27 protein-coding genes and 1 tRNA gene are annotated in these 26,346 nt (G+C 44.2%); 16 read left to right on the top strand and 12 right to left on the bottom strand.

The window, feature by feature from the left end:
• Positions 1–9: 9 nt before the first annotated feature.
• Positions 10–1,818 (top strand): oligoendopeptidase F, encoded by a 1,809-nt coding sequence (gene pepF / locus AC2Q9J_RS03200; RefSeq protein ID WP_499037113.1) that lies wholly within the window; start codon positions 10–12, stop codon positions 1,816–1,818.
• Between the two features lie 304 nt (positions 1,819–2,122).
• On the opposite strand, the gene AC2Q9J_RS03195 is transcribed toward pepF, so the two are convergent.
• From AC2Q9J_RS03195 to AC2Q9J_RS03185, 3 genes are all read right to left on the bottom strand, one after another.
• On the bottom strand, positions 2,123–2,920 hold the full coding sequence (locus AC2Q9J_RS03195) for a ClpXP adapter SpxH family protein (protein WP_499037111.1): 798 nt from the start codon (positions 2,918–2,920) through the stop codon (positions 2,123–2,125).
• Complete coding sequence (locus AC2Q9J_RS03190; RefSeq protein ID WP_499037110.1) at positions 2,917–3,315, bottom strand: globin family protein; 399 nt, start codon at positions 3,313–3,315, stop codon at positions 2,917–2,919. Before AC2Q9J_RS03190 ends, AC2Q9J_RS03195 begins: the two co-directional genes overlap by 4 nt.
• Before the next feature lie 128 nt (positions 3,316–3,443).
• Positions 3,444–4,022, bottom strand: coding sequence for a CYTH domain-containing protein (locus AC2Q9J_RS03185; RefSeq protein ID WP_499037109.1), 579 nt, complete (start codon positions 4,020–4,022; stop codon positions 3,444–3,446).
• A gap of 153 nt (positions 4,023–4,175) precedes the next feature.
• Here AC2Q9J_RS03185 and yjbM point away from each other — a divergent pair, with 153 nt between their 5' ends.
• From yjbM to AC2Q9J_RS03170, 3 genes are read left to right on the top strand one after another with little or no spacing between them, the layout of a single operon-like run.
• Positions 4,176–4,853 carry a GTP diphosphokinase gene (gene yjbM / locus AC2Q9J_RS03180; protein ID WP_499037107.1) on the top strand — a complete coding sequence of 226 codons (678 nt, stop codon included), beginning with the start codon at positions 4,176–4,178 and terminating at the stop codon, positions 4,851–4,853.
• On the top strand, positions 4,850–5,656 hold the full coding sequence (locus AC2Q9J_RS03175) for an NAD kinase (RefSeq protein WP_499037105.1): 807 nt from the start codon (positions 4,850–4,852) through the stop codon (positions 5,654–5,656). Before yjbM ends, AC2Q9J_RS03175 begins: the two co-directional genes overlap by 4 nt.
• Positions 5,653–6,531, top strand: coding sequence for an RluA family pseudouridine synthase (locus tag AC2Q9J_RS03170; RefSeq protein WP_499037104.1), 879 nt, complete (start codon positions 5,653–5,655; stop codon positions 6,529–6,531). Before AC2Q9J_RS03175 ends, AC2Q9J_RS03170 begins: the two co-directional genes overlap by 4 nt.
• Here AC2Q9J_RS03170 and prpE read toward each other — a convergent pair.
• The gene (gene prpE / locus AC2Q9J_RS03165) at positions 6,524–7,261 is read right to left on the bottom strand and encodes a bis(5'-nucleosyl)-tetraphosphatase PrpE (RefSeq protein WP_499037102.1); all 738 of its coding nucleotides are present in this window, start codon (positions 7,259–7,261) and stop codon (positions 6,524–6,526) included. The two genes, AC2Q9J_RS03170 and prpE, sit on opposite strands and share 8 nt — an antisense overlap.
• A 100-nt stretch (positions 7,262–7,361) precedes the next feature.
• Here prpE and mgtE point away from each other — a divergent pair, with 100 nt between their 5' ends.
• Both mgtE and fabI read left to right on the top strand, forming a co-directional pair.
• Complete coding sequence (gene mgtE / locus AC2Q9J_RS03160; protein WP_499037101.1) at positions 7,362–8,732, top strand: magnesium transporter; 1,371 nt, start codon at positions 7,362–7,364, stop codon at positions 8,730–8,732.
• Positions 8,733–8,810: 78 nt separating this feature from the next.
• Positions 8,811–9,581 carry an enoyl-ACP reductase FabI gene (gene fabI, locus AC2Q9J_RS03155; protein ID WP_499037099.1) on the top strand — a complete coding sequence of 257 codons (771 nt, stop codon included), beginning with the start codon at positions 8,811–8,813 and terminating at the stop codon, positions 9,579–9,581.
• Between the two features lie 588 nt (positions 9,582–10,169).
• Here fabI and AC2Q9J_RS03150 read toward each other — a convergent pair.
• The 3 genes from AC2Q9J_RS03150 to AC2Q9J_RS03140 form a co-directional block, all read right to left on the bottom strand.
• Positions 10,170–10,604, bottom strand: coding sequence for a GNAT family N-acetyltransferase (locus AC2Q9J_RS03150; RefSeq protein ID WP_499037097.1), 435 nt, complete (start codon positions 10,602–10,604; stop codon positions 10,170–10,172).
• On the bottom strand, positions 10,605–11,123 hold the full coding sequence (locus AC2Q9J_RS03145) for a YjcG family protein (RefSeq protein WP_499037095.1): 519 nt from the start codon (positions 11,121–11,123) through the stop codon (positions 10,605–10,607).
• 77 nt (positions 11,124–11,200) lie between these two features.
• Positions 11,201–11,923, bottom strand: a complete 723-nt coding sequence (locus AC2Q9J_RS03140; protein ID WP_499037093.1) for an alpha/beta hydrolase — start codon at positions 11,921–11,923, stop codon at positions 11,201–11,203.
• 112 nt (positions 11,924–12,035) lie between these two features.
• On the opposite strand from AC2Q9J_RS03140, the gene AC2Q9J_RS03135 reads away from it, so the two are divergent.
• The 4 genes from AC2Q9J_RS03135 to AC2Q9J_RS03120 all read left to right on the top strand — a co-directional run bounded on the left by AC2Q9J_RS03135 (position 12,036) and on the right by AC2Q9J_RS03120 (position 16,360).
• The gene (locus tag AC2Q9J_RS03135; protein WP_499037341.1) at positions 12,036–12,620 is read left to right on the top strand and encodes a phosphatidylglycerophosphatase A family protein; all 585 of its coding nucleotides are present in this window, start codon (positions 12,036–12,038) and stop codon (positions 12,618–12,620) included.
• A 122-nt stretch (positions 12,621–12,742) separates the two neighbouring features.
• A complete protein-coding gene (locus tag AC2Q9J_RS03130; protein WP_499037092.1) occupies positions 12,743–13,732 on the top strand; it encodes a TAXI family TRAP transporter solute-binding subunit in 990 nt (329 codons plus the stop codon).
• 80 nt (positions 13,733–13,812) lie between these two features.
• Entirely contained in the window at positions 13,813–14,337 is a 525-nt protein-coding gene (locus tag AC2Q9J_RS03125; RefSeq protein WP_499037090.1) for a DUF1850 domain-containing protein, read from the top strand.
• The gene (locus tag AC2Q9J_RS03120; RefSeq protein WP_499037089.1) at positions 14,327–16,360 is read left to right on the top strand and encodes a TRAP transporter permease; all 2,034 of its coding nucleotides are present in this window, start codon (positions 14,327–14,329) and stop codon (positions 16,358–16,360) included. Before AC2Q9J_RS03125 ends, AC2Q9J_RS03120 begins: the two co-directional genes overlap by 11 nt.
• Positions 16,361–16,503: 143 nt before the next feature.
• Here AC2Q9J_RS03120 and AC2Q9J_RS03115 read toward each other — a convergent pair.
• The 4 genes from AC2Q9J_RS03115 to AC2Q9J_RS03100 form a co-directional block, all read right to left on the bottom strand.
• Positions 16,504–16,576, bottom strand: a tRNA-Val gene (locus tag AC2Q9J_RS03115).
• 108 nt (positions 16,577–16,684) lie between these two features.
• The gene (locus AC2Q9J_RS03110; RefSeq protein WP_499037087.1) at positions 16,685–17,203 is read right to left on the bottom strand and encodes a 2'-5' RNA ligase family protein; all 519 of its coding nucleotides are present in this window, start codon (positions 17,201–17,203) and stop codon (positions 16,685–16,687) included.
• Between the two features lie 15 nt (positions 17,204–17,218).
• Complete coding sequence (locus tag AC2Q9J_RS03105) at positions 17,219–17,935, bottom strand: thermonuclease family protein (protein ID WP_499037085.1); 717 nt, start codon at positions 17,933–17,935, stop codon at positions 17,219–17,221.
• A gap of 190 nt (positions 17,936–18,125) precedes the next feature.
• Positions 18,126–18,269: a hypothetical protein gene (locus AC2Q9J_RS03100; RefSeq protein ID WP_499037084.1), complete on the bottom strand. Its 144-nt coding sequence runs from the start codon at positions 18,267–18,269 to the stop codon at positions 18,126–18,128.
• A gap of 122 nt (positions 18,270–18,391) precedes the next feature.
• Between AC2Q9J_RS03100 and AC2Q9J_RS03095 the strand changes: the two genes are divergently transcribed.
• The 6 genes from AC2Q9J_RS03095 to AC2Q9J_RS03070 all read left to right on the top strand — a co-directional run bounded on the left by AC2Q9J_RS03095 (position 18,392) and on the right by AC2Q9J_RS03070 (position 24,651).
• The gene (locus AC2Q9J_RS03095) at positions 18,392–19,315 is read left to right on the top strand and encodes a Gfo/Idh/MocA family protein (protein WP_499037082.1); all 924 of its coding nucleotides are present in this window, start codon (positions 18,392–18,394) and stop codon (positions 19,313–19,315) included.
• 25 nt (positions 19,316–19,340) lie between these two features.
• On the top strand, positions 19,341–20,729 hold the full coding sequence (locus AC2Q9J_RS03090) for an aldehyde dehydrogenase (RefSeq protein ID WP_499037080.1): 1,389 nt from the start codon (positions 19,341–19,343) through the stop codon (positions 20,727–20,729).
• 62 nt (positions 20,730–20,791) lie between these two features.
• Positions 20,792–21,487 carry a response regulator transcription factor gene (locus AC2Q9J_RS03085; protein ID WP_499037078.1) on the top strand — a complete coding sequence of 232 codons (696 nt, stop codon included), beginning with the start codon at positions 20,792–20,794 and terminating at the stop codon, positions 21,485–21,487.
• Entirely contained in the window at positions 21,471–22,844 is a 1,374-nt protein-coding gene (locus AC2Q9J_RS03080) for a sensor histidine kinase (protein WP_499037076.1), read from the top strand. The genes AC2Q9J_RS03085 and AC2Q9J_RS03080 overlap by 17 nt, the downstream gene beginning before the upstream one ends.
• Positions 22,841–23,551, top strand: a complete 711-nt coding sequence (locus AC2Q9J_RS03075; protein ID WP_499037075.1) for a PepSY domain-containing protein — start codon at positions 22,841–22,843, stop codon at positions 23,549–23,551. The genes AC2Q9J_RS03080 and AC2Q9J_RS03075 overlap by 4 nt, the downstream gene beginning before the upstream one ends.
• Positions 23,552–24,021: 470 nt before the next feature.
• Entirely contained in the window at positions 24,022–24,651 is a 630-nt protein-coding gene (locus AC2Q9J_RS03070; RefSeq protein ID WP_499037073.1) for a PepSY domain-containing protein, read from the top strand.
• A 39-nt stretch (positions 24,652–24,690) separates the two neighbouring features.
• On the opposite strand, the gene AC2Q9J_RS03065 is transcribed toward AC2Q9J_RS03070, so the two are convergent.
• Positions 24,691–26,259: an ATP-binding protein gene (locus AC2Q9J_RS03065; RefSeq protein ID WP_499037071.1), complete on the bottom strand. Its 1,569-nt coding sequence runs from the start codon at positions 26,257–26,259 to the stop codon at positions 24,691–24,693.
• Between the last annotated feature and the right edge of the window lie 87 nt (positions 26,260–26,346).

Genomic DNA, 26,346 nt, shown 5'->3' with positions numbered 1-26,346 from the left:
GGAAATGAAATGGCTAATAAAATATTGAAACGTGAAGAAGTACCGGTTGAACTAACCTGGAAACTGGAAGATATATTTCCGACAGATGAAGCGTGGGAAAGTGAATTTAAAGAAGTGGCTGCCCTGGCTGAAAAAGCAAGTTCATACGAAGGGAAATTGAAAGAGGGAGCAGAATCCCTATTTGAAGTTCTGACTTATAAAGATGAATTGTCGGAACGTTTAAGACGGTTGTATACATATTCACATATGCGTTACGATCAGGACACCACCAATTCTAAGTATCAGGCTATGGATAGCCGGATCAAGGCTTTATACGCAAAAATATCTGCAGGCTTGTCATTTTTGACACCGGAAATTTTGGAGCTTGATGAAGATATTCTAAATGGCTATGTGGAAAAACACGAGGGGCTCAAACTTTACAAACATGCCCTCGAAGAATTGAATGCCATGCGTCCCCATGTATTGCCGGCTGAACAGGAATCCCTGCTTGCCCAATTATCTGAAGTCGCCAGCGCTTCTTCCGAAACATTCGGTATGTTGAATAACGCAGATTTGGAATTTCCGGAAATTAAAGATGAAGACGGAGAAACGGTCCAGATTACTCACGGCAACTATATCCGATTCCTTGAAAGCAAAGACCGCCGCGTCCGTGAAGATGCTTTTAAAGCGGTATATGCAACGTACGGCAAATTCCTCAATACTTTTGCGTCGACATTAGCCGGCACTGTGAAACGTGATAATGTCAACGCACGGGTACGTAAATATGACTCAGCGCGCCATGCTGCTTTATCGGACGACCATATTCCTGAAAGCGTCTATGATAATCTGGTCGAAACAGTGAATAATAATCTGCACTTATTGCATCGCTATGCGGCTCTCCGCAAAGAAGTACTTGGCATTGATAAAGTTCATATGTGGGATATGCATACACCGCTGGTAAAAGAAGTGAAGATGGAGATCCCTTATGAAAAAGCGACAGACATCATGCTGAAAGGTTTGTCTGCACTTGGTGAGGAATATACAGGCATTGTAGCTGAAGGCATACAGAACAGATGGGTGGACGTTCTGGAGAACAAAGGGAAGCGGAGCGGAGCTTATTCTTCTGGAGCGTATGGAACAAATCCATATATCCTGATGAACTGGCAGGACAACGTCGATAACCTCTTCACTTTGGCTCATGAATTCGGCCACAGCGTACACAGTCACTATACACGCGCGTCACAGCCTTATGTCTATGGTGATTATTCTATTTTCGTCGCTGAAGTTGCTTCTACAACAAACGAAGCTTTGCTGAATGAATATATGGTGAAAGCTACTGATGACGACCAGGAACGCATTTATCTGCTTAACCACTGGCTTGACGGTTTCCGTGGCACTGTATTCCGCCAGACCATGTTTGCGGAATTTGAACATGCCATCCACAAAATGGATCAGGAAGGCGAAGCATTGACAGCTGATCGTCTGACGGAAGTCTATTATGAGCTGAATAAAAAATACTTTGGTGAAGATGTGGCAGTGGATGAAGAGATTGGTATGGAATGGGCAAGAATTCCTCATTTCTACTATAATTATTATGTTTTCCAATATGCTACAGGCTTTAGTGCCGCTACAGCATTAAGCAAAGGCATACTGGAAGAAGGACAGCCAGCTGTCGACCGTTTCATCAATGAATTCCTTAAAGCTGGAAGTTCGGATTACCCGATCGAAGTACTCAAAAAAGCAGGTGTCGATATGACGTCTTCTTCTCCGGTAGAAGAGGCTTGCAAAGTATTTGAGGAAAAACTGAATGAACTTGAAAAGTTATTATTGAATAAATAAATTTGTAAACAAGAAGCTCATTATCAATGAGCTTCTTGTTTTTAAGTTATCTTGATATAGTTAAATATTTAACGATAAGCTTACTTATATGACAAATTTGTGAATTCGCTTGTGAATTATTGCATAAACAATTATTCCGTGATAAAGTTAGGTTGTGAAATAAATCACATACAAACATACACCCCTTTGTTTGAGCGTGAACATTTCTCCCATCCCCTTTGTGTATTGAAGAACGCCTGCCGGACGTGGCAGGCGTTTTTCTTTTGCTCAAAAAAATAAGCACGGCGCCAATATGGCGCCGTGCTTATTTTACTTTCCAGAGAGTTTCTTCCGGCAGGCAGATGCGTTCAACTTTTTGCTGGAGCATCTGTTTTTTCATTTCCCGTTCGGCAGTCTCATTAGAAATATTATAGATAGAAGCGATTTCTCTTGTCGCTATCGTTGTGTATTTGGTGAATAACTGTTCAAGCGGCGGTGGCGCCTGTCTGTTCAATGTATCAGTGCCCAGCATTTCCTGAAGGATAGTGAGATAAGTATTATATGAATGCAATCCGGAAATTTTGACGCCTTCATCTTCAATACATTCATTGAAAAAGACGATGCTTGGGACCTCGGTGATTTCCATCTCTCTTGTAATCTGCAAATCACATTGGAAAGCTTTTGCAGTATGGACAGAATGAAAATCTTTTTTGAATTCTTCCTGATCGAGATTCGCATCTTCGGCAATTTCCAGCAGCACCTGATAGGAAGAGACGTCTTTTGTCTTCAGAAAGAGCTGTTCCTGCAACTTATGCAGGAATTGATTGCCTGCGCGTTTGCCCTGCAATTCGGCCGCTTTGACTGCTACTGATGCCAAAACTGGATGCGTAAGGCTATCGGTGGCAATCGAAGACGTTTTCTGTTGGCTGTTCAAGCTGAATAATTTTGTACTGAGTACGACTCGCATTGAAAAGTAATGGCCGTATTCGATCTGGAGCTTCCTCATCACGGATTGAAGTTCCCAGCATTCCGCATTAAGGGGATCTAAGAAAACATATAATTCCAAGGGCTTTACAGGGTTCGGGTTGTCATAGATCTCTTTTGCCAAGTCCAGGTTGTTCAAACCATTTCCTCCTCACTGTCGGGTTCGTTGACCATGTGGTGAGCAGTCAAGACCAGTCGGTTATAGAAGGTTTCACGGAATTTCCCGGTCAATCCTATTTCGTCCATTGCTTCGTTCATGCATTCAAGCCAGGCCTGAGCCCGCTCGGGTGTTATTGGAAAAGGATTGTGTCTTGCTTTTAATCTGGGATGTCCATGCTCTTCCGAATATATATTGGGTCCGCCGAGGTATTGTGTCATAAACTGTTTTTGTTTCCTGGCGGTTTCTGTTAAGTCATCAGGAAAAATAGGCTTTAGCTTTGGATGCTTAGCAACGCGTGCATAAAATGCGTCCACTAATTGAGACAGTCGTTCCGCGCCGATTTCATCGTACGGAAGTATAGGTTTTCCAGTCATCATTATGTCTCCTTTGCTGTAGCTGTAAATTCATTCTAACAACGGTTAAGGAATATCTCAAATAAATCGCTTATTCGATTTCCAAATTATGTCTGGATAATATTTTAATTAAATAATTTTATGTGTTTTTACTGCTTTTTTGCGGCTGCCATAAATCGTGCAATTTTCTTATCTGTATTACGGAAAGGGATGCCTGTGTCAGCGAGTAAAGCTTCAAATAGCTTCTTACCTTCCTGATAATCTTCGACCTCGTATTCAAGTTCGTAGTCTTCAGTACCATAATATTCGGAATGATCCAGCACTAAAAGTCCATTTTGATAAGGGAATTCAATTCGATGTGTCGTCAGGCTTCCCAATTTAACAAGGTTTTCAGGTGATACACCGATCTCTGACAATGCCTCGTTAACTTCCAGTGCAGGAAAGCTGCGGTTTTCAATTATATTTTCAGCTTGCTGTGAATCGATTTTATCTGTAATTTCATAATAACCGTTTTCTGCAGGCGTCTTTAACGTACACTCAATCTCCCGGTCTTTTTCCCGTATTCGAAGAGCGGATTTTTGACTCCGCAATGTATAATCTGCTGTATCAAAATAATGATTGATTTGTGTACGGGCGTCTTCTGATTCACGTCCGAAGAGCTCCAACAACTTTATGTACTCTTCCCGAGTCAATAAATTCTTGAATTCAATCTCGAGTTCTTTCGTCATCTTCAGCACCTCACTTGATTTTATTATGGGATAATTCCAGTCAAACTGCAACGAATGACAGTGCTGTGTTAAAATATCACTAGATAATGAAAATTGCTTTAAAGCTGAAAGATTTAGCAAAAGGTGCATGGAGACAGAAGTGGGGGACCGGTTATGGGACAATGGGATCGATTTTTAGCGCCTTATAAACAGGCAGTCGACGAACTGAAGATAAAGTTCAAAGGCATGCGCAGACAATATGAAACCGATAATATCAACTCGCCGATAGAGTTTGTAACCGGGCGGGTAAAACCGATAGCGAGCATATATGATAAATCGCTTGAAAAAGGGATACCTTTTGAGCCTTCAGAAGAACTCGCGACGGAATTACAGGATATTGCGGGCATCCGGATGATGTGCCAATTTGTCGGCGATATTGAAACTGTCGTGGATTTGCTTCGCAGCCGCAACGATCTTCGAATCGTAGAAGAGAAAGACTATATTTCACGGGAAAAACAAAGCGGTTACCGGTCGTATCATGTAATCGTCGAATATCCGGTACAGACAATCAGCGGGGAACAGCTGATTCTGGCTGAAATTCAAATCCGTACACTGGCGATGAATTTTTGGGCATCCATCGAGCATTCGTTGAACTACAAATATAAAGGTGTCTTTCCGGATGAGATAAAGCTGCGCTTGCAGCGGGCGGCGGAAGCTGCTTTCCAGCTTGATGAAGAAATGTCGCAGATTAGGGACGAAATCCAGGAAGCGCAGGCGTATTTCACCGAATTCAAAGATTCACCCAGAACCCACTTTCCAGATGATCAAGAAGGAGGCAGAACGAAGAGATGAAGTATTTCATAATGTCGAGAAGTGATGATTTATCAAATGAATTAATGGACAAAGCACGTGCTTATTTGACTGACTTCGGTATGGAGTGGAATGAAGAACAGCCAGACATCGTTCTTTCAATTGGCGGAGACGGCACTATGCTGCATGCTTTCCATAAATACTCAAGCCAGTTGTCCTCAGTGGCTTTTGTCGGAATACATACAGGACATTTGGGCTTCTATGCTGACTGGAAACCAATTGAAATAGAGAAATTGGTGCTGTCCATTGCGAAAAAAGAATACGAGGTCATCGAATACCCATTGCTTGAAACAAGTATTCACTACCGCAATAAAGAAGAGCCTGCTGTATACCTGGCGATGAACGAATCGACTGTAAAGTCACCGGACGTAACGCTGGTTATGGATGTGCTTTTAAATGAGAGCCATTTTGAGCGGTTCCGCGGAGACGGCCTCTGCATGTCAACGCCATCAGGAAGCACAGCTTATAACAAAGCGCTTGGCGGCGCGATCATCCATCCTTCACTCGAGGCGATGCAATTGACTGAAATGGCCTCGATCAATAATCGTGTTTTCCGGACAGTCGGGTCACCACTCGTGCTGCCTGCACATCACCGATGCGCACTCCGTCCGGTAAAGGCGCCGGATTTCATGGTGACAGTCGACCACCTGCAATTGCTTCATAAAGATGTGCGTTCGATTGAATATAAAGTAGCCGATCAAAAGGTGAGATTCGCCCGGTTCCGTCCATTCCCGTTTTGGAGAAGGGTGCATGATTCCTTTATCGACAGTGAGGAAGCTCGATGAAACCGTTCGAATTGAAATATATTGCCGGCGAAAAAGGGCTGCTTCGCGAAGCCTTGCATAATTGGGGTATATCGAAGAGGACTCTTGCTTCGGTAAAGTATGGCGGCGGACAAATAACAGTCAATGGCAATGAAGTGACGGTCAGGCATCCCCTGGAACCAGGAGATGCTGTGACCGTTGTTTTTCCGTTAGAGGAGCTTGGAAAAGGTTTGCAGGCGGAGGAAGGGGAGTTGAAGATCGTTTTTGAAGATGACTCTCTCCTCATAGTCGACAAACCTCCTTTGCAAAATACCATTCCTTCCCGTGAACACCCATCAGGCAGCCTGGCCAATATAGTAGCCAAACATTTTGAAGATAATGAAATTCCGGCGACTTTGCATATCGCAACGAGATTGGACCGTGATACCAGCGGACTTGTCTGCATTGCGAAAAACCGCCATATCCATCATATGCTGTCGATTCAGCAACAGGAAAAAAAGATGTCCAGACGGTACGAAGCACTGGTTCACGGACGATTGGAACAGGAACGATTTACAATTACAGCACCAATTGGCCGGAAAAATTCCAGTATTATTGAAAGGGAAGTGCGGGAAGACGGGCAATTTGCAGAAACTGAAGTTCAATTGCTGAAAGTATTTCCGGAATTTAGCCACATCCAATTGAAATTAAATACAGGACGCACACATCAGATACGAGTGCATCTGGCCCATATCGACCATCCGCTTGTAGGTGACGATTTATATGGGGGCAGCAGAGAGCTGATCAGCCGCCAGGCGCTTCATTGCCGCGAGTTGGAAATGATACATCCTGTAACAGGTGAGGCGCTCAAGTTTAAATCGCCTAAGCGGGAGGACATGGTGTCGCTTATTAGATGAAGCGGTGAAAGCGGTCGGGTTGGTAAGGCTGTTTGGACGGGACGGCCACCAACTCTCTTTCCGGAAAACGGAAGGCTGTCAATGATCCTCCAAAAACACAGCCTGTGTCGATATTGGCGGTTCTGTTGATAAGGTAAGGCTCTTCTGTAGGCGTGTGGCCATAGACGACCCATGGCTCACCTTTATAGTTTTTCGCCCAATCCCGCCGCACCGGCCGGCCATCGGAATGGAATTTGCCGGTTATATCTCCATAAAGAGTAAATACGGCAACTTTTTTGTTTACGGGCACACCGATCATTTCCTGTTTCAATCCTGCATGCGCGACAATCAAATCATCACGCAACACCAGGTATTGAGGAAGCTCTTCGTAAAAACTTATATATCTTTTGCGAAATTTCTGTTGTTCTTCTTTGGGCAGGGACTGCCATTCGGCAATTGTAATTTCCAGGCCATGTGCCAGCTGAACTTGATTGCCTTTCATAAAGCGATAGAGTTTATTGCAGTGGTTGCCAGGGGAATAGTGGAGAATGCCGCGGTCCTGTCTCGCGAACAGTAATTGCATTACCCGAAGTGATTCGGGTCCTCTGTCCATCGCGTCACCGACAAAAGCCGGCATTCTGCCGTCTGGATGGATATGGATACCGTCTTCAAACCGGTAACCCAGTTTTTCGAGTAAATCCATCAGCTCATCAAAACAGCCGTGAATATCACCAATAATGTCAAACTTCATAAAAAACACCTCATTGCTTAAAATTTCACTATACATACTTATAGTGTAACGTATAGACTACTAAAGCGGAGAGCCGCAAATTCGAAAGGAGGGAGCCATGATGCTGGAAGAAAAAACAGTGCGTGACGAAGACTTAAATGAAGAAATGCTGATGCAGCTGCTAGAAGAGGGAGATTTGGAGAGGTTCAGGGAAGAATTTTTGTCTCACCATCCATACGACCAGGCAGGATTTTACGAAAAGGCGGAGCTCGAAACCCGTCAAAAGCTATACGAGTATCTCTCTCCTAAGGAAATGGCGGACATATTCGAAGCGATTGAACTGGATGATGATGAATACGAAAACCTCTTCAAAGAAATGAATTCCATGTATGCCGCGGATCTGTTGTCCTTTATGTACCGGGATGATGCGGTAGACGTATTGAATAATCTCAATAAGAACCAGGTGGCAAGCTACCTGACCATCATGCCTAAGGAATCGGCCAGGGAAATAAAAGATCTTCTTCATTATGAAGAGTATACAGCCGGCTCCATCATGACAACCGAATTTGTTGCCATTCCAAAAAACTCCACTGTGCGTTCCGCGATGAATATTTTGCGCAACGCCGCACCGGATGCTGAAACAATCTATTATGTTTTTGTTATAGATGAAGGAAAACGGCTTGCGGGAATTGTTACATTGCGGGACTTGATCATTGCCGAAGAAGATACACTGATTGAATTGATTATGAACGACCGCGTGGTAAGTGTTTCTGTAGGAGAAGACCAGGAAGAAGTTGCCCGTATGATCAAAGACTATGATTTTCTGGCGATGCCGGTAGTCGATTTTCAGGACCACCTGCTCGGCATTATCACTGTCGATGACATTATCGATGTTCTCGATGAAGAAGCATCAGACGATTACTCCAAACTGGCTGCTGTCTCGGATATGGATAATTTCGATAAAGGACCTTTCAGCGCAGCGAAAAAGCGGTTGCCTTGGCTGATTCTTTTAACATTCCTGGGAATGCTGACCGCAAATTTGATGGGCATGTTCGAGTCAACTCTGGATCAAGTGGCGCTTCTGGCAGTATTTATTCCACTGATCGCCGGAATGGCGGGGAACAGCGGCACGCAAGCGCTTGCTGTAGCCGTTCGAGGCATCGCGACAGGCGATATAGAAGAAGAAAGCAAAATGAAACTGCTGTTTCGTGAAGCGGGGACGGGTTTAATCACAGGACTTGTCTGTGGGGTAGTGGTTGTAGGGTTAGTCTATTTCTGGAAAGGCGAGCTGTTAATCGGACTGCTGGTCGGAACAGCAGTGGCAGGCTCCATTTTTGTCGCTACACTCGCAGGCTCGTTTATTCCCTTATTAATCCACCGGTTGAATATTGACCCCGCTGTCGCATCAGGGCCTTTTATAACTACTTTGAATGATATTATCTCCATTTTAATTTATTTGGGACTGGCGACCACATTCCTGAGCAACCTTTAGAAAAGTGTAAATTGCACTTTTCTTTTTTATGATGTAATATTAGTACCAGGTAATAAACAGAAATCAGGAGGTATGACAATGTCAATTTCGTTAAAAGGCAAAACTTTCGTCATTATGGGAGTGGCAAATAAACGCAGTATCGCTTGGGGAATTGCCCGCTCGCTTGATCAATCGGGTGCTAATTTGATTTTTACATATGCAGGGGAGCGTTTTGAAAAATCAGTCCGCGATTTGGTTGCAACACTCGACGGCCAGCATGAAATCATTCTGCCATGCGATGTAACAAGTGATGAAGATGTTGAGAAATGTTTCGGTACTATTAAAGAGCAAGCCGGCAAAATTGATGGGCTAGCTCATTGCATCGCTTTCGCTAAAACAGAAGAACTGTCGGGAGATTTTTCAGATACATCCAGGGAAGGCTATTTACTTGCCCAAAATATCAGTTCTTATTCACTTACGATCATCTCCAAATACGCTAAACCATTGATGACCGATGGCGGCAGCATTGTTGCTTTGACTTATATTGGCGGGGAGCGGGTATTGCCGAACTACAATGTCATGGGCGTTGCCAAAGCTGCGCTTGAAATGTCGGTCCGCTACCTGGCTGCAGACCTTGGCAAACAGGGAATCCGTGTAAATGCTATTTCATCGGGCCCGATCCGTACATTGTCATCCAAAGGAGTCAGCGATTTCAATTCGATTCTTCATGAAATCGAAGAAAAAGCGCCGCTTCACCGCAATACAACGCCGGAAGAAGTAGGCGATACAGCCGTTTTCCTTTTCAGCGAGATGTCTCGCGGCATTACCGGTGAAACCATCCACGTCGATAGTGGGTATCATGTGCTTTAATAAAATGATTTTTTTCAGTACAGAAAGATAAATGTAAACAATCGATATTGCGCAAAACAGCTTCGCTTTCCTGAAACCCGTGCTCCTGCATCGCTGCGCTAGCTTCGTCGCAAAGCGCCGGCCGGAAGGACTTCGGCCACGCTTGGCTCGCACTGAGCTAACTCGGTCTCGGTCCACTTCGCCCGAGTGGATCTCAGCACTTCGCTCGAAACGGAGTTGGAAAACCAACTCCGTTTCTGCTCCCTTGGGAGTCTCGCTGGTTTGCTCCATATCTCAGAATCGCTTTCTACAAAGAAGCAGTCTAACTCTTTTTGTTTTCTGAGAAAGATATTCACACGTTTTTACAGATATAAAATGTAGCAGCAGGCGGCGAAGTGCCAAGATGTGCTCCTGTATCGCTGCGCTTCTTCGTCGCAAAGAAGCTTCGGCCAATGTCTTCAATGCAGAATGAGTTCCCCTGTATCTGCATCGCATCGCTAGTCGCATCGCTAGCTTCGAGACATTGAAAGTTTTGCAGCGAAATGATTGTAGAAGTTGATGTATCTCGACAGTATGAAAAAATCCAGCCCTTTAGCAGGGCTGGATTTTTTATGCATGCAAATTCTTTTCCATCGTTCTGTGCGGGATTCCTGCATCGAGGAATTCCGGAGAAGTCACGGTGTAATTCAATTTTTCATAAAAGGGGATGGCATAGGATTGTGAGTTGAGTTTCAGGCTCGACATCCCCGCGGAGCGGGCGTATTTTTCCATTGCTTCCATCATAAGGACACCGACATGCTGTCCCCGGAATTCCTGCAGCACTGATACCCTCTCGACTTTTCCAATACCGCTTTCAATTTCACGGATGCGCCCCGCAGCAATCGGCTGCTGGAGGTTGTAACCGACAAAGTGGGTTGCCTCATCGTCATACTCGTCCATTTCAATATGTAGCGGCACCTGCTGCTCATCTACAAAAACTTTACGCCGGATTTCAAAAGCCTGCTCTTTTTCGAGTTCACTTTCAGCTATTTTGACTTTCTGCAATTACTCTTCATCTCCAGTCAAACGGAACGTATCATACACTGTCCACGATCCATCTTCCAGTTTATATAGGAGATGGAAGCGGTCGATTGTTTCTTCATGATCGATTCCTGCCATTTTCAGTTGTCCGAAAATATCCGAGTGTTCAGAGTCAGACAATTTTTGGGCAATCGTAATGTGCGGCACGAAAGAATAATGCGGCATCCCGCCAAAGAAATCGGAATGCAGATCCCCATGCAGTGCCAGCAATTCTTCATTTGGGTCAACTTTGAAATAAAGAGTATTTGTAACAGGCGAAAAAGAACTTACGCGAGTTGCGTGCAATTTGAAAGGCTTTTGGCGTTTAGCGATTTTTGCCATTTCTTCTGCAATTTTTTTAATTTCTGCGCCGTCCGCTTCAAACGGTTCCTTCAAAGTGATATGAGGGGTGATCAACTCATAATGAGGATCATAACGTTTGCGGTAAGAATTGGCGATGTCCTGTAACTGTTTTGATGGAAATGCTGCAACACCATATTTCATAAATAGCCCTCCTCGTATATTAAAGATCTTATCTTATTACAGTATAACAAAAGAATCTCAAAAATTGCGAATCCATCTTATACACCGAAATTTTGAACTAAGGCGCGTTTAAGGTCCGGCTGCCAATATTTCCATGTATGTTCTCCATCAAATTCTTCATAGAATAGAGGGAAAGATTTTTCTTTCAATAATTGGTGAAGTTCCTGGTTGGGTTTAAGGAAATCGGCTGTCTCCCCGTTAGTCAATTTAACATCGGTTTCTCCCTTGCCGATTACGTGATAAACGGTAAAGGCATGAGCAGAATTAAAGTTGAAAACGGCATCGAGCAATTCTGGGCCAACTTTAGGAGACTGAAGAATAACACGTCCGAAAATATTCGGGTACTTCAATGCGGCCATCATACTGACAGTGGCGGCCAGGGAATCTCCGATTAATGTCCGGCCCATGCCAACTTGGTAAGTCGGGTACTTTTCATCCAGGAAAGGCACAAGTTCATGCGCCAGGAAACGTAAATAGGCAGCATGCTGTTCGCCGGAAGGCTCGTATTTTTTATTGCGGTCATCGACGCTCTTATATGGAATGCCTACAAAAATTATATTTTCGATTTCACGTTTTTCCAGCAGTTCATCCACTATACGCGGCACTCTGCCCAACTGGAAATAATCCTTGCCATCTGACGCGATTACAAGGCTGTATTTGTATAAAGGTGAATAATTATAAGGGAGATAAACCAATAATTGCATATCTTCCTTTAATTCTTCGCTGTAAATGGTGATATCTTCAACTTTTCCTGTATTCATGAAGAAGCCTCCTTGGTGGGATTTGTATAAAAATTGTATCATATTCGGACTGCAAGGTATAATGAGGGGGCAAGCGACAAATACAGAGAGTGGGGTTTTTGATATGGAAGGAATGGATGGCGGTAAATTCCGTGTACATTCGGACGAAGTGACGAAAGCGGCACACGAAGCGTTGGAAAGACGCGGGGTCTCAATTGAAGAAATTGCTAAAATCGTATTTGAAATGCAGGAACCTTACAATGAAGGCCTTCAGTTATCACATTGTATTGAATCGGTGGAAAGCGTTTTGCTGAAAAGAGAAATGCAGCATGCACTTCTTGTTGGCGTGGAATTGGATGAGCTGGCGGAGCAAGGAAAACTATCCCGTCCTCTGCAGCAGATTGTCGATACGGATGAAGGGCTGTTTGGCGTCGATGAAATGATCGGGCTTGGAGCCGTTTTGACATACGGCAGCATTGCGGTTACTACATTCGGACATCTCGACCGCAATAAAATCGGCGTCATACGTGAGCTGGATACAAAAGTGGGCGGACAAGTCCATACTTTCCTGGATGATCTGGTTTCAAGCATCGCGGCATGTGCCAGTGCCAGAATTGCTCACCGGCAACGTGATCTCGAAGAAAAAGGAAAAGGTTTCAAAGATATTTCGCCGGAGGAAACTGCTCCTGAGATGCATGTGGATGGCGCAGAGACCTAAAGGCTTTACCAGCATTCATATGAAAGCGGTTGCGAATTCTCAATTTCATTGACATTTGGATATAAAGTCATGGTATTATGATGATAGAAACATGTAAAAACATATTAAGGGGAGGTCAAATTATGGTAAACAAGAAGTTTGGTTTATTCGCGGGAATTGCTTTGGCTGGATCTGTATTTCTTGCTGGATGCGGAGATGATTCTGCAGACACAAATACAGAAAACGGCGGAGAAAGCGGCGGTTCATCGGATCCTGAATTCATCAGTATCCTAACTGGCGGAACAACGGGAACTTACTACCCGCTTGGCGGAGCAATGGCTCAGATTATTGAAGACGAAACAGGCATTGATACAACTGCTGAAGTTTCACAGGCATCTGCAGCGAACATGACTTCACTGAAAGATGGCACGGGAGAAATTGCATTCGTTCAAACGGATACAGCTTTCTATGCTTCTGAAGGTACGAATATGTTCGACGGCGAAGTGATCGATTCAGTTTCTGCAATCGGCGCTTTGTATCCTGAGACTATCCAGTTGGTAACAACTGCGAATTCAGGAATTTCTTCTTTCGAGGATCTTGCAGGGAAATCAATTTCTGTCGGGGCACCTGGATCGGGTACTTACATCAACGCTGAGCAATTGCTCGAAATCCATGGCATGACAATGGATGACATCGATGCTCAGAACCTTGACTTCGGTGAATCACAGGAAAGCCTTCAATCAGGGCAGATCGACGCTGCTTTCATCACAGCAGGTACACCTACTGGAGCTGTTGAAAGCTTGAGCGCAACATCTGATGTAGTAATCGTACCGGTTGCTGAAGACAAAGCGAACGAATTGATCGAAAAATATCCGTACTATGCGCATGACACTGTACCATCAGGTGTTTATGGCCTGACGGAAGAAGTGCCAACAGTTTCGGTATTGGCTATGCTTGTCGTTCAAAATGACCTGTCTGAAGATACTGTTTATAACATTACAAAAGCGATCTATGAAAATACAGATCAAATCCAGCACGCTAAAGCTGATTTCATCAAATCTGAAACTGCTCTTGACGGTATCGGAATCGATATCCACCCAGGCGCACAAAAGTACTTTGATGAAGTAAATTAATAAGCTAATGCAAAATAATTGACGATAAAGCGCAAGCTTTATCGTCGTTATTTGTTTTTAACAACGGAGGAGAATGAACTATGCGAATAGATTCAAAGCAGCGTTTTCTTCTGATTCTGATAGTCCTCATCTTAATCAGCTCCGCATCCATATTCATCCCACTAAAAAGAAGCATTACATTCATCAATAACGAGACAGATAGCCTCGTCGCTTATTCGCTATTGACTCAGCCCCGTTTTCAGATAAAATATACACATTCCATCCATTTATCCGAGGTTTATGAAAGTTTCGAGGTTCTTCCTGATAACACCTTGAAAATGACTGAACTGGAATATGAGGATTTTAATATTGGAATGCCTTCTAATGCAGGAGAAGGGGAAGTATTTGTCGAAAAAGACGGTAAGTATTTTATTAAAAATATGGATAGGCGAATTCCCGAATTCAGCATACTGATCGGAGACGTCGATGCCGGTTTGTCTTTGATCAAAGACGGAAAAGAATACGATATGAAAAAGACACTCGTCAGAGGAAAGACGTATACGTTCCGTATTCAGCGGCTGTCATTTTTCCAGCAATTAAAAGGAGTGAATATTGATGACCAATAAATTACCGCCGGAAGAAAGAGAAGAGCAAAAATTGCCGCCGGAAGATGATACATATATTTCAGAAGAAAAGCAGAAAGAGATTCTGCAGAAGTACGATCCGGAATCAAATACACGTGACTTATCAGGCATGATGAAGCATGTTGTATTCTATGGCTTATTGGCTTTTGCGCTGTTCCAATTGTATACAGCAATTTTCGGCCAATACACAGCTTATATCCAGCGTTCCATTCACTTGGGATTCGCGCTATCCCTGATCTTCATCTTGTTTCCAGCCCGTAAACGCAAAGGGATCCGCCATAAAGTCGCCTGGTATGATTACATTCTTGCGTTATTATCCATAGGAGTCGGCGCTTATTGGCCGATTATGTACGAAGATTTAGTATACCGCATCGGACGGGTTACGGAACTCGATTTCATCGTTGGTGTCCTGGCTGTCCTGCTGGTTCTTGAGGCCACACGAAGAGCAGTTGGAATGCCCATTACTGTCATTTCCGCGTTATTCCTGACATATGCGTTTTTTGGTCCTTATTTCCCTGGATTCCTTCGGCACAGAGGGCAGGATATGGATTCGCTGATCCAGTTGATGTTTTATACGACTGACGGAATTCTGGGAACACCGATTGGGGTTTCCGCTACCTTTATCTTTACATTCCTGCTCTTCGGTTCCTTCCTTGTTAAAACAGGAGTAGGGCAATACTTTAATGACCTGGCTGTATCCCTCGCGGGTAATTTAACAGGTGGACCCGCAAAAGTGGCCATCTTCTCCAGTGCATTACAGGGAACGATTTCAGGAAGCTCGGTAGCCAACGTTGTTACTTCCGGTTCTTATACAATCCCGATGATGAAAAAATTGGGGTATAAAAAGGAATTTGCCGGCGGAGTTGAAGCAGCAGCTTCGACAGGCGGGCAATTGATGCCGCCGATCATGGGTGCGGCAGCGTTCCTGATGGTTGAATTTATCGGAGGCGTCACGTACTGGGAAATTGCCAAAGCAGCAGCTATACCAGCACTTCTTTATTTCACCGGTGTTTGGATCATGACGCATTTCGAAGCGAAGCGGATCGGTTTGAAAGGTTTATCAAAAGAAGAGATGCCGGACCGCAAAGAAGTTTTGAAGAAAATCTATTTGCTGACGCCGATCTTTGCCATCATCATTTTCCTGTTGATCGGTATTCCGACAATGCAGGCTGCATTGTGGGGGATTGTTCTGACAATCGTTGTTAGTTCATTTGATAAAGAAACTCGCTTGAATTTTAAAGATATGATACATGCCTTGGTTGATGGCGCGCGAACTGCGCTTGCTGTAGCAGCGGCAACCGCAGCAGCCGGTATTATTGTCGGAGTTGTAGTTAAGACCGGCCTTGGACTGAGTCTTGCCAATGGTCTGGTCTCCGCATCAGGCGGTAACGTCCTGCTGACATTATTCTTCACGATGCTTGCTGCAATTGTACTGGGTATGGGTTCGCCGACAACGGCAAACTATGTTATCACATCTACAATCGCAGCTCCGGCAATTATCACATTGCTGATGCTTGAATATCCCGAAGGTGCAGCGACACCATTAGTCGTCGCTTTATCCGCCCATTTATTCGTGTTCTATTTCGGTATAATCGCGGATATCACCCCACCGGTTGCCCTGGCCGCCTTTGCTGCTGCAGGCATATCAGGTGGAGAACCGATTAAAACCGGTTTCAATGCCGCCAAATTGGCCATTGCCGCGTTTATCATTCCTTATATGTTCGTTTTGTCGCCATCCTTGCTGATGATCGATACGACTTGGCCGGAATTGATATGGGTACTGATAACAGCCATTTCCGGAATGATTGCAATCGGTGCCGGATTAATTGGCTATTGGTACCGCAAGCTTTACTGGTTTGAAAGGATTATCACATTTGTAACCGGTATCGCGTTGATTTACCCTGAAGGTTTATCCGATACAATCGGTGCTGCTGTCTTTGTCGTATTATTTGCGATTCAATGGCTGGCACGTGATAAAAAAGAACCAAAAACAACTGAAGCATAAAAGAACCCCCGAAACGCTCTCTCATGGAGTGTTTCGGGGGTTTTTCTCTGGAAAAATCGCAATAAAAAAACCGCCACCCGAAGGTGAACGGTTTTTTTCAAGCAGATTCTGTTCCTAAAATCTGCTGCGGGTTTGGCACCCAATGATTCCTACTGGGCTCGAACCAGCGACCTCTACCCTGTCAAGGTAGCGCTCTCCCAGCTGAGCTAAGGAATCGCAATTTCAAGGACATTTATAATTATAGCTTGCCTAAAGAAAAAGTCAATATGTCGAGTGAAAAAACTGTTTAAATAACTTTTGAAAAAATATCCAGGAACATTAATCTTATTCGAAGAAAAGGCTCCATTCATTTTCAGTTTGTCCGTCATGGATACTCCAGCATTCGATTGCAGTTACAGTGGCAGTTAAAGGCTGGAACTCCATTGACAGGCGGGAAAAAAGGGGTCCCCAAAATTGAGGAGCTATACCGTTTGCGACAGTTGTATGGGGAACCCAGCGATCCGGTTGATATAAAGCATCTGTATCGGTGAACTCAACCGTTGCCAGCTGAATGGATTGGTGAATATTATTTAAGGCCGCTGTGTGAACCGGTGCAAGGAAGAATGTGCCTTTTTGTTTGAAAAAACCGATTGAAGCAAAGTTGATTTTCAGTTGGGCAGTGTTTTCTGCAACTGGCTGAATGGCCTTTATCAAATCGGCGGAAGTGGTTTGTGTAAAAGATTGCAAGGTGATGTGAGGGGGTAAAGAGACATTCTTCTTCACACTGCCAGCATTGGCTTGTTTCTGCAGTTCTTCGATTCTATTGGAGGATTGATAGTCAATGCGAAGTACAATTGTTTGCATGGAAATTCTTCCTTTCTACTGGCCGCTGCTTCGAAAACCATTTTCGCGGGCTTCTTGTTCTGAACAGAACCATTCTTCTGGATTTGTCTGTTCATAAGAAGAACTGCCGGGCATATGATAAATCTTAGCGCCTTTCCTGTTTATGTTTCCTTTGATATCGCAATCACCAGAGTTGGGTTTCAAATCGGGGGTTTCATTTTCTGATATTGAGTCGCTGTCGAAGCCGCGCTCTGTTGCATAATTATCGTACTCCCAGATCCCGATTTCCTTCTCTTTAGCCGATTGTTCCGCTTCTTCAAAATCTTCGAGATAACGCGTGTTCGGAGGGAATGCATATGCTACCCGGGCATGACCTGTTTCAAGGAGCTGTTGCTGCACACTTTCACCATCGACATACAAATACGCAAGCAACCGGCCATAATCATCAAAGCGGTCACCGACATCAAATTCAAGACTGACATCCCCCGACTCAATTAGCCTTCGGTTTTCTTCAGTCGCTTCTTTTCCGAGAGGCTGTTCACCGAGGCGGGGATGATTGGTTTCAGGGGTATCGATAAGTAAATATCGCACTGTAGTTTCTTTACCATCGTAAAGTATTCGGATCGTGTCACCGTCAATGATGGAAAGGACTTCTACCGGTATTTGGCTGCTGCTTCCGCCGGTATCGATGGAATCGGAAAGACCGCAACCCGTTAATATCAGGAGAAACAGCAGAACGCTTAATTTTTTCATAGGGATATCGCCTCTTTCATTAACTTATTATATTTTGAAGCGACAGGGCTTGCAATTAAAAGGCCATGTAACGAATTTAGTATTTATGTGAGAGATTAAGAAGAGGAAACAGCAAAACGCCTTTCTCAATTGAAAATTGAAAAAGGCGTTTTTATGTAGGCTTGTGACGGGATGCGCTAGTTAGTGCCAATTAAATTTGTGACTCCATTTCCTGGTTATGCTGTCCATAGTAAAGAAAAGCTTCCTCATCTACATTTTCAAGTTTTTCCTTGTTCAATCCAATTTCTAATTCTCCGCTGAATACAGGTTCCCACCAATTAGTAGTTTCATTCATCATTAACGTCCTCCTTGGAATAATTACTGGTTTAATTGTTTGACTATTCCATACCCTTAAAGGGTACACTAATAAACAGAGGATACGAAAATAAGCCTTTTGGCCTTAGAGAGAGGGATTTCATGATTTCGATTGGAATTATCGGCGCCGGGATAGTGGGCGAGCGGATCATTAAGCAAATCCAGCAGGAAGATGGCGTGGAAATCGTGGCCGTTTACGATGAAAATTTCGAACGGCTGCAAAAATTGGAGCAGACATACAATGTGCCATTAGCTGGCAGCTTAGACGAAATTCTTTACTCAAAAGCGGATTGGGTTTATATTGGAACCCCGCCGGCTTCCCATGCTTCCATCGCCAGGCAGGCAGCTGACGCGGGCTTAAACGTATTGAGCGAAAAACCGCTGGCGCATAATGTTGAAGCCGGCGAGCAGATGGTGGCGGCAGTAACGGAAAATCGGGTGCGTTCTGCGATGCATTTCCCGTTGATGTATAGTCCTGCAGTGCATGAAATGGCTAAACGATCAAAAAATGGAAGTATCGGTGACATCATCAGAATCGAACTGCAAACTTTCTTTCCTGAGTGGCCTAGGGCGTGGCAACAGACGCCGTGGATCGGTTCCAGGCTTGAAGGAGGTTTTATCAGGGAAGTATTTCCGCATTATCTGCAATTGATCCAACGGATTTTTGGTGACATTACATTGAACGGACACCAAATCAATTATCCTGAACAATCCGAACTTTGCGAAACAGGGTTGATTGCCCATGGACTGGTAAACAGCGTAACCCCGTTATTATTAACCGGCATGAGCGGCGTCGGCCAAGAAGAATTGCTTCAATTTAAAATTTATGGAACCAAAGGCGTTTTGACACTGGAAAATTGGTCGCAGCTATATTTGGCTGAAAAACAGCAGGAACGTATCCAGCTGACTGATTTTGAAAAAGTATCCGGTTTATTCGAAGAAATGAAAGCGATGTCTACGGCCTTGGTTCCATTCGAAGAAGGCTTGACCATCCAGCGTTATATCGATCAGCTGACAAATAAATAATTTGACCTTAATAGGAGGAATTTTCATGAACTTTACCGCTAATGATGTTGAACGCATGATAGGGGAACAACGTAATTTCTATTACACAGGCGCCACCCGCTCCGCGGATTTCCGAAAAGCGCAATTGGAAAATTTAAAACAGGCAATTCTGGCAAATGAAGAAATTATCACACAGGCATTAGAACATGATCTTGGAAAAGGTGAGTTCGAAGCATATGCGACAGAAATCGGATTTGTGCTTGACAGCATCGGGAATATGCAGAAAAACCTCGATGAATGGATGGAACCAGAAAAAGTGAAGACGCCTCTTCATCTTCAGCCATCGAAAAGCTTTGTCATCCGCGAGCCTTACGGATCCGTTCTGATTATCGGGCCATTCAATTATCCGTTCCAATTGGTGATGGAGCCGTTGATCGGCTCGATTATCGGAGGTAACTGTTCAATTGTTAAGCCTTCAGAAACTACGCCGCATGTAGCGCGCGCAATCCGTATCGTTCTCGAAGAAGCATTTCCATCCTACTATGTACGTGTAGTAGAAGGAGAACGTGAAGAAGTCACTAATTTAATCCATGCTTCATTTGATTATATTTTCTTCACGGGCAGCGTAAAAGTCGGCAAAGTCATCATGAAAGCAGCTTCGGAAAGATTGACGCCGATTACGCTCGAACTGGGAGGCAAAAGCCCGGCAATAGTTGACCAGACTGCGGATATCGATTTGGCTGCCAAACGGATTGCCTGGGGGAAATTGATGAATACAGGACAAACTTGCGTGGCACCTGACTACGTCTGCGTCCATGAATCCGTGAAAGATGAATTCATCAAGAAATTAACGAAAGCTATCAGTGGTTTTTACGGAAAAAATGCACAAGCGAGTCCGGATTATGGAAGAATCGTTTCCACGTCTCATTTCGACAGACTGGCTGAATTGATTGAGTCGGAATCTGGAAATATTATTTACGGCGGTAAAACAGACCGTGCCAATCGCTATATCGAACCAACAATCCTGGATAATATCAACTGGAACAGCCCATCGATGGAAGATGAGATTTTTGGCCCGATTCTTCCGATCATCACCTACCAGGACTTGCCGCTGCTGCTGAGACAAATCCGCCAGCTGCCGAAGCCGCTGTCAGCGTATATGTTCTCGGAAAATGAGCGTGCCGTCAACTTCTTCCTTGAAGAATTGCCATTCGGCGGTGGCTGCATCAACGATACGGTGTCGCACGTTGGGAGTGCCTACTTACCGTTTGGCGGCGTCGGCCCTTCAGGGATGAATTCTTACCACGGGAAAACGAGTTTCGAAAACTTTACCCATGCGAAATCGATTTTGAAAAAGTCGACAAAAATTTCGACCAATGTTCTATTCCCGCCTTATAAGAATAAAGCGAAGTATATCAGAGGAGTATTGAAATAAGCGGCCTGCGGGTCGCTTTTTTCTTTTTGGAACTGATACTATAAGTTCAAGAGGTGATTAGAATGGCCGACCGCATTTTAATAATTGAAGATGAAAAGAATATCGCCAGAGTCCTGGAACTGGAACTGAAATTCGAGGGCTATGAAACCGGCGTGGCACATTCAGGTTCGGAGGGGCTGATTAAATTCAGGGAGCAGGACTGGAATCTGGTACTGCTGGATTTGATGCTGCCTGAAATCCATGGGCTGGATGTATTGAAAAGAATACGGGCATCGGATGGAAATTTACCGGTGATCCTATTGACTGCAAAAAATGAAGTGAAAGATAAAGTAGCGGGGCTCGATCTTGGAGCCAATGATTACGTCACAAAACCATTCGAAATTGAAGAATTGCTGGCGAGGATCCGTGCGAATCTGCGTACAAGCAGCAATGGAAATTCGGAAATCCATCGTTTCAATGAGCTTGAGATGGATGAAATATCACGTTCAGTCAAAAGGAATGGCCGGGAAATTGAACTGACACCGCGTGAATTCGACTTATTATTGTTTTTGATGAAACACCCGAAGCAGGTACTGACCCGGGAACAGGTGTTGAATGCTGTTTGGGGATACGATTATTACGGTGACACCAATGTGATTGATGTATATATCCGGTACCTGCGGAAAAAAGTGGATGCCGGTGAGCATGCGACATATATCCAGACTGTACGCGGAGTCGGTTATGTCCTAAAGGAGCAGCCAAATGAAACTGCGAAATAGGATCCATCTCTATACGACAATGCTGATATTGGTGATTTTAATTATACTCACCGTAATTATTTATTACTCATTCAGTTCGCTCGCTTATTCGACAGAAGTCGACGAACTCGATTCTGTAAGCGAAGCCCTTCTGTCGACTTTCAATGCCAATGAAACCGTTGATCCTTCTGATATATTACGCGCGTATATGCCTGTATCCGGAATGATAAAAGTCACGGATCAGGAAGGACAGTCGCTTGAGTCGGTCCAATCGCCGGAGGTAGCGGCTCAATTTCCAGGTCAACCTGAAGAAAAGTCCGGTACGATAATAGTTGATGGCGAACGTTTTGCATATACAACAGCCCCGATTATTTGGCCAGACGGGACTGTTGCGGATCTGCTGATTGCGAAATCGCTTCGTGAAGTTTCAGGAAATCTGGAAACGCTGCGTTTGGTGATGGCTGCTGCTGTGCTGCTTGCAATGATTCCAGTGGTCATTTCTGGAGCAGTGCTGGCGGGAATTGTGACCCAGCCGATTGCCGCGTTGACCGCTACTATGAGAAGCATTCAGCGGAGCGGAAATTTTCAGAAACTGCCTGTCGCTGAACAGTCCAATGATGAGTTGAAGCAGATGGGCCTCACCTTTAACGACATGATGGCTTTATTGGAAGAGAACTATTCCAAGCAGGAAGAGTTTGTAGCTAATGCTTCACATGAGCTAAAGACGCCGCTGACCATTATCGGCAGCTATGCCAGGCTGCTTGAGCGACAGGGCCTGGAAGATGAAGCGATTGCCAAAGAAAGTATAGCGGCCATCCGTGCAGAGACTGACCGGATGAAAGAGATGATTGAACAGTTGCTGTTGATCGCCCGCAGAAATGAAACCGCGCCTGAATTTGAAAAAGTTGAATTAGGAGCATTGTTGAACGAGACGATAACAGCTTTTAACCAATCATATGACCGTGAATTCATTCTAGAAGTGGAGAAAGAACCTTTTACTGTTCTGACTGACGCTGTAAAGTTCAAGCAGTTACTGTATATCCTTCTTGATAACGCGCGTAAATACAGTTCGGACCGAATTGAGGTAAGTGCGAAAGCGGATGGCACTGCCTTAGTCCAGATCAAAGATTATGGAGACGGCATCCCGAAAGAATCGCTTCCATATGTGTTTGACCGTTTTTATCGAGTCGACAAGGCGCGGACCAGGGAAACGGGAGGATTTGGACTGGGATTGTCGCTGGCTGCACAGTTAGCTGAATTGCTGGAATTAAAACTGGAGATTGAAAGCATTGAGGGGTTGGGTACAACAGTTTCTGTCATTTTCTCATCAGATTTTAATGTTCCCGAAGTAGAATTGAAGCAGGAGGGATCAAGATGAAAAAATGGATTATGATAGCAGCTTCAATCATTTTAGGAATTGCCATTGTTTTCTTCCTGTTTAATTCCACAGACAATGAAAAAAGGCTGAATGAAGCTGAAGCCTCGGCAAAAGTCACCGAGTTATATGGCGGAACTGCAAATGCGGCAACTCTTGATGGAAATGAAATTACAGTGGAGTTCCAAACAGATGTGGGAAGATACAGTGCGATTGTCGACCGTGAATCCGGCCAGGTTGCTGCAGTGGAGCTGATTGAAAAAACGGGTCCTTCAAAAACCCTGACTGAAAAACAAGCGAAAGAAATAGCGCTCGAAGAAGTTCAAGGAAGTATTGACGAAATCAGTTATCTAAAGGAACAAAATGAGTATGAAATAAAAATAGCGGGTGAAACAGAAGTTTCAATTGTAACCTTGTCAGCGGAAACCGGTGAAATCAGTAAAATCTCAAAAGAAGAAATCACACAATCGGATTCGGATCAGCCTGAAGACGAAACACCACCGGAACCCGAACGCATCATAACCAGCGATGAAGCTGTATTGATTGCAAAGGAAACATTGCAAGGCGAAGTTCAGGAAGTGGAATTCACAGAAACACAAGACGGCGGCTATTACCTGGTTGAAATTGAAAATGACGAAACTGATCAGGAAGCAACTATTCAAATCCACGCCATCCGCGGGGAGACACTTTCTGTAGACTGGGATGATTAGTACCGAAAAGCGACGGCACCCGTTAAGCTCTGAAAGGCATAAGACGGAATAGCGAAGTGGCGCTCCGCCACGCAGCTAGGCTGGCTTATGACCCGAAGAGCTGGGTCGCCGGAGTCTGGACACAAGAAAAGCGATGGCACCCGTTAAGCTCTGAAAGGCATAAGACGGAATAGCGAAGTGGCGCGTTTTCAGCCGCGCAGTCTCGAAAAGCGGAAGTGCCTGTTTAGCTCTGACAGGTATAAGACGAATCAGCGTAGGGGCGGTTTGTGCCACGCAGCTGATTTGACTTATATCCCGAAGAGCTAGGCACTGGAGACTAGACACAAAGTGGCTTACGACTCGAGGAGTTGGCCGTTGAAGTCTAGACACTAGAATGATGGATTAAAAAATCTTCATAGACTTCTCATCAAATTCTCATCTTGCCTTAAGCGTGCGCTCAGATGGAGCGGATATGATAAAGGTATAACAAATTGAGGAGGAGAAAAATTATTAAGAAACTTATTTTATTCCCGGCAGCTGCAGGTGTATTGGCATTTGGAGGAATTGTGCTGGCTAATAATGATTCAGTCGATTTACCAGGGGGAGAAAACAGAAAATCAACAGAAACTCAAAATACAGCTGCAGAGGAACTGATCGGTTTTGAAAAAGCTTCATCGATAGCACTGGCGCTTTCCGACGGGAAAGTCATAAGCACTGAATTGGATGAAGACGATGGCAGACAGCAATATGAAGTTGAAATTCAAGACAATGATTATGAATATGATTATGAAATCGATGCATTCACTGGCGAAGTGCTGGAGCGGGACCGTGATCGTCTCGATGACGATGATGACGACCGTGAAGTGGATCTTGAAAACAGCAACGGCACTCAAGCTTCTGCAGAAAACATGATTTCCGCTGAACAAGCTACAGAAATCGCTTTGAAAGAAACCGGCGGTGGAGAAGTTGTGGAACTCGATATGGACAACGATGACGGTATCAAGCATTACGATATTGAAATCGTCGATGGCAATAAAGAGTTTGAACTTGAAATCAACGCAGCCGATGGAAAAATCCTGAAATTCGAGCAGGATGACGACGATGACCGAGACGACGACTGATATATTAAGCCAAACTAAAAAGGAGCCCATGGCTCCTTTTTAGTTTTTCGGCAATACCACTTCGGCGGTGGTTCCATTTCCAGCTTCACTCGAAATATTCAACACTCCGCCATGGTCCTGTATGATTTTTTGGGAAATAAGAAGACCGAGCCCTGTTCCATTTTCCTTCGTCGTATAAAAAGGTTCATATATCCTTTTAAGGCTCTCGGGTGGGATGCCGCTTCCGTTATCTGCAATTCGGATAGAGATCGTCCTGTTAGTAAGCGAGACAGACAAATGGATTGTCCCGGCAGGTTCGATGGACTCTACAGCGTTTTTAAACAGATTGATAAAAACCTGTTTCAATGAATGCTGTTCACCGGTAAGAATATAATCCGGCTCATTCTTCCATTTTTCAGTATAAACAATACCCTTCAAATTAAATTCGGAACTGAACAATAAGGTGGTATTATCAATCATTTTTCGCAAACTGAATTCCTTTATGGAGGGGGCTTGTGGTTTTGCAAGCACCAGAAATTCACTGATGATCAAGTCGATGCGTTCCAATTCTGAATGGATAAGCTCTGTATACTGCTTATAAGGGTGGTTGGGATCTTGCTGCATCAGTTGGACAAAGCCTGAAATGACAGTCATCGGATTTCTGATTTCATGTGCGACGCCAGCGGCAATTTCACCGGCAAGCTTCAATTTTTCACTTTGCAGTATCAATTGTTCAGATTCTTTTTGGTATGTGATGTCCCTGGAAATTACCGATGTGGCAATGACTTTACCTTTCTTGTCAAAAATAGGGGATAACGTGATCTGTGTATGGAATTTTGTGCCGTCTTTTTTCATATCCACGGTATCAAGCAAGTTGAAGCTTTTCCCTTTTAACAGCTCAAGAGCCTGAAGATCCGCAACTTCCTCTTTTTCTTGAGGATAGGGCTTGATTTTTTTACCGTAGGAATCTTCCGCCGACCATCCATACAGTTCTTCAAATGCGGGATTTATGGCGATGACACGATTGTCTGTATCAAAAACGGCCATTGCATCCTTGGCGGTTTCGAAAAACAATTGCAGATAACCTTCACGGGAAATGAGCGCTTCTTCCATTGACTTATTGCGGTCTTGCATCTGCTGCCACAATCGGCTGAAATAGAAGGTGTGGAAAAAAGTGAGAAGAATGACTATGACCAGGAAAGTGAATATTGAGAGATGATTATAGTGCAAGCTAGTTGTTCGTTCCAGTTGGCCGAAAACAAGGATCAGCACTAGGGCCTCCAAGACCGTGGCTGAGACAAGAACTGTAATGGCCCTGAGCTCATCCGATAATGCCGCAACCAGTAAAGGAACAGCAAAATAGATAAGGGTAATAGCTGACAAAGACTCTATATTCAAAATGAAAATATATATATTCATGGCATACAGCAACAGTGAGCGAAGAGCGTGCTCAGACAAGCGCTCTTTGAAAAGTAAAAGAGCTATATAGATAAGGAGTCCGCTTAAAGGCGCAAACACGGCTGCATTGAAACTGAATATGATATTGAGTGAGATATGCAAAATACTGGCAAAGCCGAAGATATGAAGGAACAATAAGTTTTTCTGGCTGTTTGGACTGGTTAGTTTCATCTTACACCTCAGGTTTCACGTGGTTTCATTAATAATACTACAGACAGGACTGTGCGAAAACGCCTGATTTTGATATGATTAAACTAT

It is taken from the genome of Planococcus sp. RAB007_Raresut (assembly GCF_057369535.1).
This window is presented reverse-complemented; position numbering and strand designations above follow the sequence as displayed.